Source organism: Pantoea sp. C1E2 (genome assembly GCF_056491465.1).
This window is the reverse complement of sequence record NZ_JBSZHT010000004.1, coordinates 406,733-422,532: the sequence shown is the minus strand read 5'-3', so window position 1 is coordinate 422,532 and position 15,800 is coordinate 406,733. Positions and strand designations below refer to the sequence as shown.

At 56.9% G+C, this 15,800-nt stretch carries 8 protein-coding genes; 3 read left to right on the top strand and 5 right to left on the bottom strand.

The annotated features are described in order from the left end of the window. Positions 1–36: 36 nt before the first annotated feature. Genes ACXI0A_RS23475 through fes form a run of 3 tightly spaced genes read right to left on the bottom strand, consistent with a single transcriptional unit; the run spans position 37 to position 10,045 of the window. Positions 37–8,421 carry an amino acid adenylation domain-containing protein gene (locus ACXI0A_RS23475; RefSeq protein ID WP_476146767.1) on the bottom strand — a complete coding sequence of 2,795 codons (8,385 nt, stop codon included), beginning with the start codon at positions 8,419–8,421 and terminating at the stop codon, positions 37–39. 54 nt (positions 8,422–8,475) lie between these two features. Further along, a complete protein-coding gene (locus ACXI0A_RS23470) occupies positions 8,476–8,697 on the bottom strand; it encodes an MbtH family protein (protein WP_034830344.1) in 222 nt (73 codons plus the stop codon). Continuing rightward, positions 8,690–10,045 (bottom strand): enterochelin esterase, encoded by a 1,356-nt coding sequence (gene fes, locus ACXI0A_RS23465; RefSeq protein ID WP_476146769.1) that lies wholly within the window; start codon positions 10,043–10,045, stop codon positions 8,690–8,692. Before fes ends, ACXI0A_RS23470 begins: the two co-directional genes overlap by 8 nt. Positions 10,046–10,321: 276 nt before the next feature. On the opposite strand from fes, the gene ACXI0A_RS23460 reads away from it, so the two are divergent. Next, positions 10,322–12,508: a TonB-dependent siderophore receptor gene (locus ACXI0A_RS23460; protein WP_476146771.1), complete on the top strand. Its 2,187-nt coding sequence runs from the start codon at positions 10,322–10,324 to the stop codon at positions 12,506–12,508. Between the two features lie 186 nt (positions 12,509–12,694). After that, complete coding sequence (locus ACXI0A_RS23455; RefSeq protein WP_224932639.1) at positions 12,695–13,153, top strand: hypothetical protein; 459 nt, start codon at positions 12,695–12,697, stop codon at positions 13,151–13,153. A gap of 41 nt (positions 13,154–13,194) precedes the next feature. Here ACXI0A_RS23455 and ACXI0A_RS23450 read toward each other — a convergent pair whose 3' ends face one another. Together ACXI0A_RS23450 and ACXI0A_RS23445 are read right to left on the bottom strand one after the other, a co-directional pair. Beyond that, positions 13,195–13,824: a LysE family transporter gene (locus ACXI0A_RS23450; protein WP_476146773.1), complete on the bottom strand. Its 630-nt coding sequence runs from the start codon at positions 13,822–13,824 to the stop codon at positions 13,195–13,197. A 75-nt stretch (positions 13,825–13,899) separates the two neighbouring features. Then, positions 13,900–14,649 carry a DUF1275 family protein gene (locus ACXI0A_RS23445; RefSeq protein ID WP_476146775.1) on the bottom strand — a complete coding sequence of 250 codons (750 nt, stop codon included), beginning with the start codon at positions 14,647–14,649 and terminating at the stop codon, positions 13,900–13,902. Between the two features lie 218 nt (positions 14,650–14,867). Between ACXI0A_RS23445 and ACXI0A_RS23440 the strand changes: the two genes are divergently transcribed. Then, positions 14,868–15,770, top strand: coding sequence for a lipid kinase (locus ACXI0A_RS23440; RefSeq protein WP_476146777.1), 903 nt, complete (start codon positions 14,868–14,870; stop codon positions 15,768–15,770). Positions 15,771–15,800: the final 30 nt, after the last annotated feature.

Genomic DNA, 15,800 nt, shown 5'->3' with positions numbered 1-15,800 from the left:
TCAGTGCGCCCACATTAAGTGGCCAAAGGCCGGGTGTTATGAGCGAGTCTCAGATAACAAACGATTGATCAGCGGACCCAGCGCTTTCAGCGAGGTGGCAGACAAAATGTCAGCGTGCTCGCACTCCAGCGGCCAGATTTCCAGATCTGAGACAAACGGTTTCCAGGTCGCAGGCACATCCATGCCGGCAGGCAGGGTTTTCTCTGCCATAAACAGCGTGGCTTTGCCGGCGTAACGCGGCGTGCGCGCTTCCGCCAGCCGGGCAACCGCGTCCTTGTAGTTGGCGACGATGGTGCTAAACATCGCGGCTTTCTCTGCTCGCAATAGCGGATCGCGCTCATCTTCAGTAGCAGCCATAAACTCGGCCTGCTCGCGTGCCACTTCCTGTTCAGCCTCCTCAGCATCTGGTGTGCGCCAGTCCTGACCTTCGGCTGGGTAGGTATCCAGCAGACCGAGGAAGGCCACGGTTTCGCCACTGGCCTGCAGACGCGCCGCAATGCCTTGTGCCAGCGTGCCGCCCAACGAGTAGCCCAACAGGAAGTAAGGTCCGTGCGGCTGTTGTTCACGAATCACGGCCAGATGTCGATCGCACATGGCTTCGACGCTGGCACAGTCCGCGATAACACCCGCCGGGCGCGGCGATTGCAGCCCCACAATCGGGAAATCACCGTCGATATAGTGCAGCAGGGCGCTGTACTGCCAGGCGAAACCCGATGCCGGATGGATGCAGAACAGTGTCGGGCCCTGACCGGCACGCAGTGGCAGCAGCTCCCCGTTGCCGCTGCTATCACTGACATTACCCGCCAGCAGCGCCGCCAGTTTCTCCACGCTGCGAGCGGCGATGATCTGTCCGACACTTACCGGCTTTGGCACACGACGGCGCATTTCTGCCGCCAGTCGCATCGCCAGCAGTGAATGACCGCCCAGTGCAAAGAAATCATCGTCGGCATACACCTGCTCACAACCGAGTAACTGCTGGAACAGATCTGCCAGCACCCGTTCATGAGGTCTTTCCGGCAGGCGACCAGGCTGCGCGCTGCGTTGCGGCATCGGCAGCGCTTTGCGATCCAGTTTGCCATTGGCGCTGAGGGGCAAATCGTCGAGCAGCAGATAGCTCACCGGTTGCATATGTGCGGGCAGGCGAGTGCTCAACTGCTGTTTTATCTGCTCGATATCCAGTGCCACGCCAGGCTGTGCCACCAGCCAGCCCAGCAGCTGGCGGTTATCGACGCCCGCCGCAGCCTGTTGTGTCAGGTTGCGAGCGGCCACGACCGCCTGTGCCACGCCCGGCAAAGCCACCAGCGCCTGCTCAATTTCACCTGGTTCAATGCGCTGCCCGCGCATCTTCAGCTGATCGTCGCTGCGGCCTAAATACTCCACGGCGCCATCCTCGCGCCAGCAGGCAATGTCACCGGTGCGATACATGCGTTCACCATCGGCAAACGGGGCGGCAATAAAGCGTTGCGCGGTAAGATCGGCGCGATGCAGATAGCCATCCGCCAGCTGGATGCCGCTGAGATAGAGATCGCCTGGCACGCCAACCGGCACCGGGCGCAGCAGGTTATCGAGGATATGCAGTTGGGTGTTCCATACCGGGCGGCCAATCGGCACGCCGGGGCCATTCAGGCCTTCGAGCGCGTTACCGCTGGCCGGTTGCCAGGTGACATCCACGGCGGCCTCGGTGGGGCCGTACAGATTATGCAGCGGAGCCGCGATCACCTGTTGATAGCTGCGAGTCAGATCGCAGGCCAGCGCTTCTCCGCTGCAAAATACGCGGCGCAGTGAGGGGCAGGCGCGATCGGTTGGTGCATTGATATGCCCGACAAAGGCGGCCAGCATCGACGGAACGAAGTGCAGGGTCGTGACCTGATACTCATCGATCAACTGCCACAGCGTCTGTGGATCGCGATGGGCATCCGGCGGTGCCATCATCAGCTGCGCGCCGGTCATCAACGGCCAGAAGAACTCCCACACCGAAACATCAAAGCTGCACGGGGTTTTCTGTAATACCACGTCGTCACTACGCAATGGATAGCTGGCCTGCATCCAGCGCAAGCGGTTAACGATGGCGCGTTGATTGACCACCACGCCTTTCGGCTTGCCCGTGGAACCTGAAGTGTAAAGCACATAAGCCGGGCGCTGCGCGTCGGGTTTGGGCAATGTATGACGCGCCTCACTCTGCGTACTGGCAAGGTGATCGAACATCATCAAGGTGCCAAAGCCAGCAAAACGATTTTCCAGCGCCGACTCGGTGATCACCACCCACGGCCGTGCATCGTCCACCATGTAAGCCAGACGCTCATCGGGATAGCCAATATCCAACGGCAACCAGGCTGCACCCGCCTGCAAGATAGCGGTAAGCGCGATACTCAGACGAACCGAACGTGGCAAGGCAACGGCAACGATATCGCCTGGCATCACACCGGCTTCAATCAGGCGATCGGCCAGCAATGTGGCCTGACGCTGCATTTCGCGGTAGCTAAGCTGATGCTCAACATCACACAGCGCCAGCGCATCCGGCTTGCGTGCTGCCTGCTGGGCGATGGCCTGTTGCAGGGTTTCATTCTCCAGCTGCACGCCAGTGTTATTCACCCACTCCAGCAACGATTGCTCGGCGAGGGTTTGTAAACGCCACTGCGTTAACGGCAGATCCGGTGTGGTCACCATCTGCTGTAACAGCAGCAACAGGCGTTCAGCCAGCCGATCCGCATCGGTGACGCAGGCGCGATATTCCATTAACAGCGTCAGCTGTTCACCCGGCAGCACTAACAGCGTCAACGGATAATGGGTATAACCACGGTTGTGAATCGCGTCGCAGTGCACCTGTGCGTTGGTGTCGAGTAATGTCTGATTATCAGGGTAGTTCTCCACCACCAGCAGGGTATCAAATAGCGTACCCGCACCGGCCAGCTGTTGGATTTCTGCCAGCCCGAGGCAATCCTGTTCAATCAGCTGGATCTGCTGATTTTGATGTGTGGTTAACTGTTCCAGCAACGGGCGCTGAGTATCAAACCGCACGCGCACCGGCAGCGTATTACTGAACAGACCGACATGTTGGTCAATCCCTTCAATCTGTCCGAAACGGCCGGAAACCGGTGCGCCAAACACCACGTCCTGCTGACCGCTGGCAATCGACAGCATCATGCCCCACAGGCCCTGCATCACGGTGTTGAGGGTCAACCCGCGTGCGCGGCACAGCGCATAGAGTTCGCGCTCCAGCGTGGCATCCAGCGTGATGCGTTTCTCCTGAACGCCACTGTCGACGGCATTGGGATACAGCAGCGTGGGTCGCACGTCGCGCAGGCATTCTTGCCATTGCTGGCGTGCCTGATGCGCATCTCGCAGGCTGAGCTGGCGCACGATGTCGGCATAGTGGGTGCGTTGGGCGGTCAGAGGCTGCTGACGTAACGCCTTCAGCAAATCGTTCAGAATGACCGGCGTTGACCAACCATCCACCACCAGATGATGTGCATTGAGCAGCAGCGTCCAGCGTGCTTCATGGCGATGCGGGATCAGCGTGGCCTGCAACATCACAGGCTGCTGGAACAGATCCTGTGCCAGCGCCTGATATTCAGCGGCTTCAATATCCTCGACTTCCCGCACCTGCAGCGGCCAATGCAGCTCGCCTTCCGGTAGTAACTGCAACGGCTGCAGGCTGAGTTCGGTATCAAATTTCGCGGCTAACTGCGGATGACGTTGCAATACCTGATTCAGCGCCTGCTGCACCGAGGCCACCGACACATCGCCGCTCAGGGTTAAACGTGTCAGTGAGTTATAGCTGCCTTGCGCACCAGTGGTCTGCGCGTGGAACAGCAATCCTTTCTGCAACGGCAGCAGTGGCAGCACATGGCTAAAGGCACCGTGGCGCGCGCGCAGCTGTTGCAGCACCGCATCATCGACACCTTCAAGATTGATCTCCGCTGCCACCAGCGTGTTGGCGGCGTGTTGTGGCTGCTGCTCCGCGAACTGACAAAGCTGCTGTGCACCCAGAGCGATTGCCTGATGCAGTTGCTGAATCTGATCGGCGTGTAAAACGCCCTCCGCCCAGCTCCAGTTCAGCGCCAGCTGCTGGTCATCAACAAACACGTTGAGTTCCAATGTGTGCTGGATCGGCATCGCATCGTCCTGAATCACCGCAAAAGTGTCGCGGAACTGCTGCGCCGTGCGCTGAGGCTGCCAGTGACCAGCGGATTGGGTAAAGCGGCCAAGATAGTTGAACAGCACTTGTGGCGCATGGTCGGCGGCCAGTTTTGCCAGCGTAATGCCGCGGTGGGCATCCAGCCAGCGCAGTTGGCCGTAACCGATACCGCGATCCGGCACGGCACGCAGCGCGGACTTCACCGCGCGCACGCTGTCATTCAGGGTAGCCGCATCGGGCAGGGCGACCAGCAGAGGGAACTCCGCTGTCAACCAGCCGACAGTCCGCGCCAGATCCTGATGATCGTGCAACTCGGCACGGCCATGGGATTCCAGCGTCACGCGTTGTAATACGCTGCCGTTCATACTGCGCAGCGCCAGCGATAGCAGGGTGAGCAGTAACTCTTCGCTGGTGGCGCGGAACTGCTGTGGCAGGGTATTCAGCAAGGCTGAGCTGGTGGCCGCATCCAGCAGGGTGCGCTGATGTAAGGCACGTTCGTTACCGGTTAAGGCACGCTCACCCAGCGCAGGCAGCGGCTGTTCTAGCATGCGTTGCCAGAATGGCATTTCGCTGGCACGTGACGCCAGGTTGGCCAGCAGCGTAGCGGACCAGTCATGCAGCGAAGTCTCTTCGGCGGGCAAGGTGATCGGCGCACCGCTTAGCAGTGCATCACCGGCCTGTTGCAGTTCATCCAGCAACACGCGCCATGACACGCCATCCACCACCAGATGGTGCAGCGTTAACACCAGACCGCAGCTTGCACCCTGAGTTTGAAGCAGGCTTGCCTTTAGCAACAATCCTGCTGCCGGATCGAGACGTGCTGCATCATCACGGAAAGCCTGATCTGCGTCGAGGTCACGCGCTTGCACTTCGACAACACGACAACGCGCAGGGCGTGCAGGCAGCGCTTCACCCACCACCAACTGCGCATTACGCGTGAAGGCGTTAAGGGCTGGATGCGCGCTGACGAGTTGCTCAATCAGCTGTTCCAACTGCGAAAGTTGCAGCTCAGGCGGCACCGATAGCAGCACGCCGTGGGCGAAGCGTGCGTTGATACCCGCCTGCGCATGGAACCAGTGCAGAATCGGCAGACCGCCAATCGCGCCCTGTTGCGACACGCGAGCATGTTGAGTGTGCTGTGCCAGCGGGGCGAGATCTTGCGCCATGCGCGCGGCGGTGCGTTCGGCAAAAATATCACGCGGGCGCAGCAGATAGCCCGCACGACGGGCGGCAGTGCTCAGCCCCATTGCCGAGATGCTGTCACCGCCGAGTGAGAAGAAGTCATCTTCTGCGCCGACGCTCTCCAGCCCGAGTAAGCTGGCCATTGCCTGGCAAATCAACGTTTCCTGCGGTGTGCGCGCCGCGCGGCTTTGCGGTTGCTGTGCCTGCTGAGGTTTCGGCAGCGCCTGGCGATCGATTTTGCCATTCACATTCAGTGGCAGATCATCCAGCACCATCAGCACGGCCGGCAACATGTAGTCCGGCAACTGGGTGCCGAGCTGTGCCAGTAAGCGGGCGCTGATCAAGGGATCGTTGCGCAGGGCGTCATCCTGTACCGAACAGTAACCAATCAAACGGTGAGTGGCACCCATCACTTCGGCAATCACCACTGCGGTACTCACCTCGGGCAGCGCCACCAGCGCGTTTTCAATTTCACCGAGTTCGACGCGGAAACCGCGCACTTTGATCTGGTGATCCACGCGTCCGATAAATGCCAGTTGACCATCATGACGCCAGCGCATCACATCGCCGCTGCGATACATCACCTCGCCTTCGCGGAAGGGGTTAGCCACAAAGCGGGCGGCCGTCAGATCCGGGCGGCGCAGATAGCCGCGCGCGATGCCGGTTCCTGAGATGTAGAGTTCTCCGGTGCAGCCAATCGGCACCGGACGCAGCTGGCTGTCGAGCAGATAAACCTGGCTGTTGCCCACCGGACGGCCAATCACCGGCTGCGGTGAAGCCAGCACGCTGGCGCCAAGGGTATCGATGGTGTACTCAGACGGGCCGTAATAGTTGTGAATTTCCATCTGCTGCTGTTGCTGCATCAGTTTCCACAGCGTTGGCGTGGCGGCTTCACCGCCAATCATGACAAACGCAGGGCGGTGGTTTTCCGCCTCCAGCAATCCGCTGTCGATCATCTGGGAGAAAAATGACGGCGTGATGTCCAGCAGATCGACCGGCACTGCGTTCATCTGCTGAATCAAACCCCAGGCATCGCGGCGCAGTTCTTCATCGAAGATATTCAGCTCGCAGCCCATCAGCATGCAAAACAGCGGTTCCCATGAAGAGTCGAACGAGAATGATGCAGTGTGACCGGCGCGCATGCGGCGTGGACTGCTGGCGTGGAAACGGTCAATCGCCGGTCCAAATAGATGCTCGCGATGTGACAGGAAAAGATTCAACAGTCCCTGGTGCGTGCTCATCACCCCCTTTGGTCGGCCGGTTGAACCGGAGGTGTAGATCATATAAGCCAGATCCTCACCGCACAGCAGGGTGCTCGGTACGCTGGTCGGCTGTGCCGCCAGTTCGCTCTCCAGCTGATCGATGCACAGTGCGGGAAGTGTCGGCATCTGCGCCAGTGTCGTTGAATGAGTCAGCAATAGCGCGGGTTGCGCATCGTCGCACATCAGTGCCAGACGTTCGCGCGGATAGTCGAGATCCAGCGGCATGTAGGCCGCGCCGCTCGCCAGCACGCCAAAGATGGCGACCAGCGAATCCACCGAGCGCGGAATACCAATCGCCACCACGTCGTCCGCTCTCAAGCCACGCGCAATCAGCACGTGCGCCAGTTGCATGGCGCGAACGGTCAGTTGGCGATAGGTCAGTGACTGTGTGCCGCAGACCACCGCCGTCAGGTCTGGGCTTTGTGCCGTGCGTTGCAGCAGCATATCCACGATAGTGGCCGCGCCCGCTGGCGGGGTAAATTCCGGGCCAGTAGACCAGCGCTGTAAATCAGCCTGTTCGTCAGGAGCAATGATCGCCAGCGTATCCAGAGTGGCTTCGGGTTGTGCAGCGAACTGCGCGAGCAGATGACGAATACGGTCGGCGTGACGCTGTAACATTTGCGTATCGTAGCGCGCAGGGTTAGCCACCAGCGTTAACTGCAATGTGCCATCACGGAAGCCCACTTCAAACTCGATATCGTCGACCGGGCCCATGGCTAAGGTGTGGGTCGCCGCCGGAATGCCATCGAATTGCAGATCATCATGGTAGACCTTGACGTTAATCACCGGCCCGTAAAGTTGTTGATTGCTGCCGACCAAACCCAAATCGCGACGGAGTTGCTCGGCTTCATAGCGCTGGTGACGGCGTGCTTTGCGGATTTCCGCCTGCACCTGCTGCACCAGCGCGGTTAAATCGGTGTGATGAGGGATATTGAAGATCAGCGGCAGCACATTAACCACCGGCCCTAACGCCGTCAGTGCCGCCGAGCCCATGCGGCGCATAAACGGAAAGCCAATCGATAAGCGCGAAGTGTCGCTAATGCGTGCCAGATAGGCCACCAGCAGAGCACTGACGATATCGCCTTCGCTGCAATCCTGGAACGCAGCGTGCTGGCACAATGTTGCCAACTCGGGTAGCGCTACGTAGCAGCTGATTGGGCGTTCGTCGGCACCCGGTACGCTTTCACTGGAGAGCGTTAAGGTTTCGGGCAGTTCAGCCGCATAGGTTTGCCAATGGCTGGCGGAACGGGAAAACGCCGGGGAATCCTGCCATTGCTGATACTCATCGATCACCTCGCTAAACGACGTGAAGGGTGAAGGTGAGGGTTCCTCACCACGGCACAGTTCGGCATAGATAGCTGCCACCCGTTGCGTCAGCGCTTCGAAACTAAAGCCATCAACCAGCAGATGGTGATAACGCTGATACCACCACCAGCTGCCATCACCCACGCACATTAATACATGTCGATACAGCGGCTTATCACCGTCAGCGGCCAGTTCGGCGCGCAGATCGGCCTGCATGAGTTTATGCGCCTGACCGGTGGCGTCCGCGCGCTGGCTGAAGTCATGCCACTCCGGCAGCACCAGTGCCTGCGCATCAAACCACTGCGCGGGATGACCGTTTTCATCAAGGCCAAAGCGTGCCTGCACGGTGTCGGCTTCTGCCATGGTCTGGCGGATGGCGCTGTCCAACGCAGCGCGGTTAATGTCGCCGTGCAGCACGCTGTAGTGCGCCACGGTAAATTGATTGCGCTGCTGCGCAATAGCGTCAGCGATCCAGATGCCGGGCTGAGCCGCCACCAAAGGATACGCAGGTGAATGCGTGATTAACGATGCCAAAGGAATGTTCCCGTCTAAAAAAATCGAAAAAAGAAAAAGTTAAAAACTGAAAATTTAATGTGCGCTGGACGACGTCTGTTGCGTCGCTGGTCGCATGTCCTGCCAGTGTGTTTCGATGTACTCAATCGCTGCGGCACGGGGCAGCGGTCCCGCCACGTTTTGCCAGCCCGCCGGCACCTGAGCAAATGCCGGCCACAGGCTGTACTGCTGACGCGCATTGATCAGCACCAGAAAATCGAGCGCGTCGTTATCAAACGGATTTTGTTGTTCAGACATGGTGGTTACCTTTTGAGGTTGGGTCAGAGAGAAGATCGGCCAGCAGCCAGCGGCAGCCGTCGATCAAGCCGCCGCGCCAGCACAGCGCGTCGTGCCCTCCGGCGTAGCAGCGGAAATACAGTTCGTGTCCGGCGGCTTCCAGCGCGGGACGTATTTGTTGATTCACGAAAAGCATGTCCTGCTCGCGATCGCCGACTTCCTGAAAAATCTTCAGCTTGCCGACGGGCAGGGCGTTGTCCTGCAGACGCTGCAACAACAGACCCGGAGCGTGCTGTTCACGGTTGGCGTAATCGCGGATGTATTGCAGGTGCGGCCACCAGAACGAGCCGGATTGTGTGAGGATGCGGCCAAAACGCTGTGGCCAGTGCAGTCCGGCATAGAGCGCGGCGAGGCCTCCGTAGCTTTGGCCTGCCACTAGCGTGCGGCTGGCATCGTTGCTGAACGCAGCATGCTGGCGAGCCAGCGGCAACAGTTCCTGTTGTACCGCCTGCCAGAAGGTTTCGTTGCAGGGCAGTTCGACCTCGCGATGCTGGCTATCGATCACGTCGATAAACAACCAGCAGGCAGGCGGCAGTTCACCTGCATCGGTGACCTGATCGAGGGCGCTGAAAATCGGTTGTCCGTACACCCAGTTTTGCCCATCCAGGAGAATCGCCAGCGGGCGCTGATCCGGTTGCGCGGTATTTCCAGTGGTGTAAAGCCAGACGTTACGCGTGACGTTGAGCAGATCGCTGTGCCACTGCAAGGTTTGCAGTCCATCCGGCCAGGTTTCCGCTAAACCGGCATCCAGCTGTTGCCAGGCGGATTGATCGGGCGCGTCTGGCATATGCGCATTACTCAGCGCAAAGCGGCGGCTGCTCAGAAACGGGGGTGAAGGATTCAGCATGTCGGGGATCGCCAGCGGCATCAGCGATATCCACCACTTTCGTTGCAGCACCCGGCAGGTTTCGTCACTGCCGCAGAACAGCGGGGGCAGGTGCTCATCCGTCACCGGAATCAGGCTGTAGCTGCCGCGCCAGTCAGACTCGATCTGCGTCGACCAATGCCAGACATCGCTATTGCCCACGCGAACAAGGGATTCGGGAGCCTGGCTGTGATGGTCAGTAACGCCGTTTATATCGACATAAACTTTTTTAGTAGCAGATAGCTCGGAACGGCCTTCGGGATCTCGCCAGAAGAAATGCATACGGGTTTCTCCACCCGGCTGATGTTCAATCACTGGTGTACCCGCCGTTTGCAGCTGTTCCCACCAGCGATGGCTGCCGAAATCGTGCTGATGCAACCACTGGGTAACTGTTCCAGCGGGCAACCAGATTGGCGTCATTTGTTCTGCGTCGCTGAGAAACATTCTGCAACCTCTCTCCACATTTTCTTCAAAGACTTTACATTAATAAACGTAATGCAAATGCTATTGATAACGATTTACATTTGCAATACTATTTTTGCGCCGAATTAATCCCCTATTTTTCAGATGATTATTCTGAGATGGATGTTTAACGGGGATTCAGGGCCGCGTTTTGCAAGAGGAAGTTATATTTCAATCCGTTACAGCTTTCGCCGTTGGGTGGAGGGGAGTGGACGGATTATTTCATCGACAAGGCAGTTTGAAATAGAGATGGCAACTATGTCCGTTAAAGCAAAAAATTTAGCAATACCTGCTGTGGCACTTCCGTTCAGATTCTCCCGTCTTCACCTTTCACTGGCCTCAATTCTGCTGGTGGCACCTGCTACCTTCAGCGTGGCGGCAGAAGAGACCATCACCGTGAATGCGGATACGCGTGAAAGCGTGACGTCTCCGCTGCAAGGCTATGTGGCGAAAGAGAGTGCTGCGGGGACCAAAACCTCAACGCCACTGCGTAAAACTCCGCAATCGATTTCGGTGATTACGCGTCAGCAGATGGACGATCAGGCTGCACCGTCGGTAGCAGATGCTCTGAGCTACACCAGCGGCGTGCTGACCAACTATCGTGGTAACTCAAACCGTAACGATGAGATCATCGCGCGTGGTTTCCGCTATGCACCGAAATTCCTCGATGGATTGAGCTATGGCTTATCCGGCCAGGCTGGCGCGGCGGGGCAGATCGATCCGTGGTTGCTGGAGCGTGTGGAGATGATTCATGGCCCTGCATCGGTGTTGTATGGCCAGGTGAACCCCGGCGGCATCATCGCGATGACCAGCAAGCGCCCAACCGCGCAGAGCATTCATAAAGTTCAGCTCAGCACCGGTAATCAGCATCTGGGCGAAGCGGCGTTTGATTTCGGCGGCAAACTGAATGACGACAACACGCTGTTTTATCGTCTCAACGGCATCGCCAGCACCAGACATGAGTTCGTGAAAGATAACAAGCAGCAGCGCATGGCGATTGCTCCAGCGCTAACCTGGCTGCCAAACGCGGACACCAGTTTCACCCTGCTGACCATGTATCAGAACGAGCCAAAGGCTGGATATCGTAACTTCCTGCCAGCTAACGGCACGCTGTTTAACACCAGCGCGGGCTACATTCCTTACGATTTCAACGTCAGCGACCCGAGCTTTAACGAAGCGAAACGCGAGCAGACCTCGGTTGGCTACATCTTTGAGCACAACTTCAACGACAACATCAGCTTCACGCAGAATATGCGTTACAGCAACATGGATGAGTCGTACAAATATCTGGTCTATACCTTTGATGCCGATAACGATCACTCTATCAACCGTCGTCCGCAGCATGACAAAATCAAGTCCAAAGAACTGGGCATTGATAACCAGGTGAAAGCGACATTCGATACGGGTAACGTTGCGCATACCGTATTGGGTGGGCTGGATTACAAATGGAGCGATGTCGATAACAAACTGTGGCGCGACAGCGGTGACCAATACATCCTCGATTGGGCGAATCCGACCAGCGTGACGATCAATGAGAGCGATCTGGCGTTGAACACCAGTACGCGCAAAAAGCTCGATCAGGTTGGCGTGTATTTGCAGGATCAGCTGGAATGGAATCAATGGAATCTGCTGCTGTCGGGTCGCCAGGACTGGTCAGAAGTGCGCACGCAGGACCGCATTGAGAACACCACCACCCAGCAAAATGACAGCAAGTTCACCGGCCGTGCCGGTCTGTTGTATGCCTTTGATAACGGCCTATCGCCGTATGTCAGCTACAGTACCTCGTTCGAACCGAACCTGAGCACCGGTGCGCCAGGCAGCGATCCATTCGCACCAACCACCGGCGAGCAGACGGAAATCGGTATCAAATATCAGCCAGTGGGTTGGGATGCGGTGTTCACCGTTTCCGCGTTTGATATCACGCAGAAAAACATCACCTCTTACAACAGCGAACTGGGTTACAACGAGCAGATCGGTAAGGTGAAGTCCAAAGGTATTGAGACGGAAGCGCACGCGCAAATCACCCCTGAAATTAAGGTGATGGCGGCTTATACCTTTACCGATGCGGAAACCAAAGAGAGCAACACCGCGGCGCAGGTCGGTAAAACGCCTTCCAGCATTCCGCGTCATGCCGCATCTGCCTGGGGTAGCTACAGCTTCCTCGATGGTGCGCTAAACGGTCTGACGCTCGGCAGCGGTGTACGTTACACCGGCACAGCCTGGGCGGATTCCATTGGTCAGGACAAGGTTCCGCACTACACGCTTTATGACGTGATGGCGAAATATGAGCTGGGCGAAGCGGCTAACTCACTGCGTGGCACCACGCTGCAGTTGAACGTGAACAACGTGGCCGACAAGCACTATGTTGCCTCATGCAGCAACACCAGCGCGTGCTTCTACGGCAGCGGTCGTTCGATTGTGGCCTCTGTCAGCTACAGCTGGTAATCGCGAGAAGGTAGGGCGTCCCTTACGGGCGCCCTGATTTTAGCCATTTGCATTCCGTGCTGCTTTCCCCCAGATGAAACACCTGGAGACAGGTTTTCGGAAAATACTGGAATTCTGTGACTGTCATCACTCCGCGAGGCACGCTAAAATAAACACTTCTCATTCAGAAAAAGGTCTTTCGTCACGATGTTTTCGCGTTTCACTCTAGCCGCTTTGACGGCCGCATTAATGCTAACCGGCTGCGCACGCCATGCCGCTGACAGCAACGCTACCGCGCAAGCTGAAGCGCCTGCCGCTGCCCCCATCGAGAATGACAACATTCCTTCCCAGTTCGATAGCGGTCCGACCGTGATCAACGTATCTCACCAGATCACGCGCACCGATGACGGTTCTTCCGTATACCTTACGGTAGATGGTCAGGATGCCGGTCTGCTGCAGAAAGGTGAGAATAAAGAGATTCGCGTTGCTGAAGGTAAACACCAAATCGGTGGTTACGTGCAGACGCTGTTTGGTTTTGGCAAGGTGACCATCTCATCGGTAGATGTGACTACCGACACCAAAGGCCCGAAAAACGTGGTCTATTCGGTGACGCGTCAGAAGCCGACCTTTAGCGAAACTCAGGCCGCCGCGCCAAACAACTCCTGATGAGTTAAGCGGTGCTGCTGGGTCGTCAGCACCGCTCACGGTTAACTGCGGCTGAACACCAGTTTTAATCCCGCAACGGCGAAGCAGCAGGCCAGTAGCGCATCCAGCCCACGGCGGATACGGCGATAAAATGCTGCCATCACCGCCGTGGAGAACAGCAGCGCATAGCCGCAAAACACCAGCACGCATATCGTGGCACAACCCGCGATGATCATCGGCAAGGTTGAGGCTGCAGCATCCGGTTTCAAAGCCACCGACATAATCGCCACCCAGGTCAGAATCGCCTTGGGATTACCGACGTGCATCAAAATACCCTGACGAAACAGCCTGGCAAAGGCGACTTTATCGCCGCTGGCGCTGAATTCATTCGCATCGGGACGGCGTAAGGCGGATTTGCCTGCCTTAAAGGCCAACCACAACAGATATAAACCACCGCCTATCTTCAGCACGATCAACAGCTGAGCAAAGGTTGCCAGCACGGTTAACACGCCACAGGCCGCCAGCAGCGCCCACATCATCGAACCGCTGATCACACCACTTGCCAGCGCCAGTGCGGCACCGCGCCCTTTCTTCATTGCCGTGCCCATAATCGCCATATTGCTCGGGCCAGGGCTGGCGGTGGCAACAAAATAGGTGGTGTAGATCAGAATCAATTCGTGTGAAAGCGCCATGTCGTCCTCTGCGATGAGATTGTCCTGCTTTTGTTATATCGCCTGCATCGCAGAATGACTACTGCTGATTCTGTATTAAGAAGGGATCGCTTTGGCGTAGCTGCGACTTTTCACTTTATAAAGCGTGAAAACAATCGAAAGCGAGGCAATCACTACCAGAATTAATCCTGGGCCAATCAGCGATCCGAAGCCTAACGCATTGAAGATCAGCAGGCCGACAATGCCACCGGTAAGGAAGGAGAAAATGGTCACCAGATGGGTGTTCAGTTGCTGCTTAAAAGCACGAATGTTTTTGGAAGGATCGCGACGCAATAACGCAACAAATACCGAACCGATTGAAATGCCTGCATCCGTCAGCGTGCCGGTAATATGGGTAGAACGAACGCGACCGTTGGAAAGTTGCGTCGAGGTGGAGTTATGTACACCCATTAAGAAGGCCAATAGCAGCAATATTTCCCCGTTATTATTCGATGAGAAATAATAGATTTCGAACAACGAGGTCATAATTAACAGCACGCCTTCCACCAGTAAAATGCAGCTAAATATGGTGCGCAGCCCATTAATCACCCCAAGCACCACTGAAATCCTTGCCACCACCGCGCCGGTGACAAAGGCACCAATCATGGCGATAAATACCTTGAGGTTACGGATATCCAGCTCATTCAAATCGCTGGATATTTGCGCGATATTGCCGGACATATGTGAGGGGAAAAAGCCAAAAGCAGCTAACGCCATGGCATTCAATAATCCTGCTGATGTGGCAAGGCACAGGGCGAGATTACGATCTTCAACGTGTGTTCTGGTTCGCTTCAGTTTTATCAGCATAATTCACCCTTGCTCATGGAGAGTATTGTGATAACGCAATGCGTCAAATCTGGTGTTCGCCAGTGAATAAGTGAAGCACAAAAATCTTAAGGGGATCTTAATAACTTTCAGATATAGATAAATCCTATTATGGGTGTAAAGATATCTAAGGAAGATTGCCAGTTGCGTTATCTCTGGTTACTTTCGCCTGATGCATTTAATTTCAGGGAAATATCGAGATGACCAATCCTGGTGCTCAACCTGAGCAGCGGCGCGCGCTCCTGCTGGTCAATCGTCGGGCACGCCGTGGTGCGCAGTGGGCGGATCTGGCTCATCAGCAATTATCGGCAGCAGGCTATTTCCTGATTACCCCGCACGAAGATGATGAACGCAGTTACAGTGAATTGATTCTGGCGCATCAGCATCAAGTGGATGTGGTGATTGTCGGCGGCGGCGATGGCACGCTGAATGCGGCGGCACCGGGGCTGATGCAATCCCGCTTGCCGCTGGGCATTTTACCGCTCGGCACGGCCAATGACTTTGCCCGTACGTTAGGCATTCCTTTTAATCTGGAGGCAGCGATCAACATCATCGTCGCAGGACACACGCGGCGTATCGATCTGGGTGAAGTCAACGGCCATCTGTTTCTGAACGTGTCCAGCGTTGGGTTTTCTGCCAGCCTGGCATGCAATCTCACCGCAGCAGCCAAGAAAAATTGGGGCACAGCGGGTTATGCGCTTGCTGCTTTACGCCTGCTGCGGCAAAGCCGTCCGTTCAGCGCCATGCTGCATTATGATGGCCAGCAGGAAGCAATTAAAACGGTGCAATTTTCGGTGGGCAACGGCCGCTTTTACGGCGGTGGGATGACGATAGAGAAGGACGCAGCACCCGATGATGGTCGTCTGGATGCGTATAGCCTGGAAGTGCGTCACTGGTGGCAAATTCTGGTGCTGTTTCCCTCGCTGCGTCGTGGTACGCATGGTCGCTGGGGCAACGTGCGTACGCTGAGCGGCACCCAATTTAGCCTGCACACCCGGCGTCCGCATGACATTAATGCGGATGGGGAAATTATTGGCCGCACGCCTGCACATTATCGTTTAATCGAAGGTGCAATTGCGGTATTAGCACCAGGTAAACCTTAATGGCTCACTATTTCTGAACGTTAATATCGG

Coding starts and splice junctions, on each gene's coding strand:
- ACXI0A_RS23470 (WP_034830344.1), bottom strand. CDS start 8,697: ATGTCTGAACAACAAAATCCGTTTGATAACGACGCGCTCGATTTTCTG.
- ACXI0A_RS23460 (WP_476146771.1), top strand. CDS start 10,322: ATGTCCGTTAAAGCAAAAAATTTAGCAATACCTGCTGTGGCACTTCCG.
- ACXI0A_RS23455 (WP_224932639.1), top strand. CDS start 12,695: ATGTTTTCGCGTTTCACTCTAGCCGCTTTGACGGCCGCATTAATGCTA.
- ACXI0A_RS23450 (WP_476146773.1), bottom strand. CDS start 13,824: ATGGCGCTTTCACACGAATTGATTCTGATCTACACCACCTATTTTGTT.
- ACXI0A_RS23445 (WP_476146775.1), bottom strand. CDS start 14,649: ATGCTGATAAAACTGAAGCGAACCAGAACACACGTTGAAGATCGTAAT.
- ACXI0A_RS23440 (WP_476146777.1), top strand. CDS start 14,868: ATGACCAATCCTGGTGCTCAACCTGAGCAGCGGCGCGCGCTCCTGCTG.
- fes (WP_476146769.1), bottom strand. CDS start 10,045: ATGTTTCTCAGCGACGCAGAACAAATGACGCCAATCTGGTTGCCCGCT.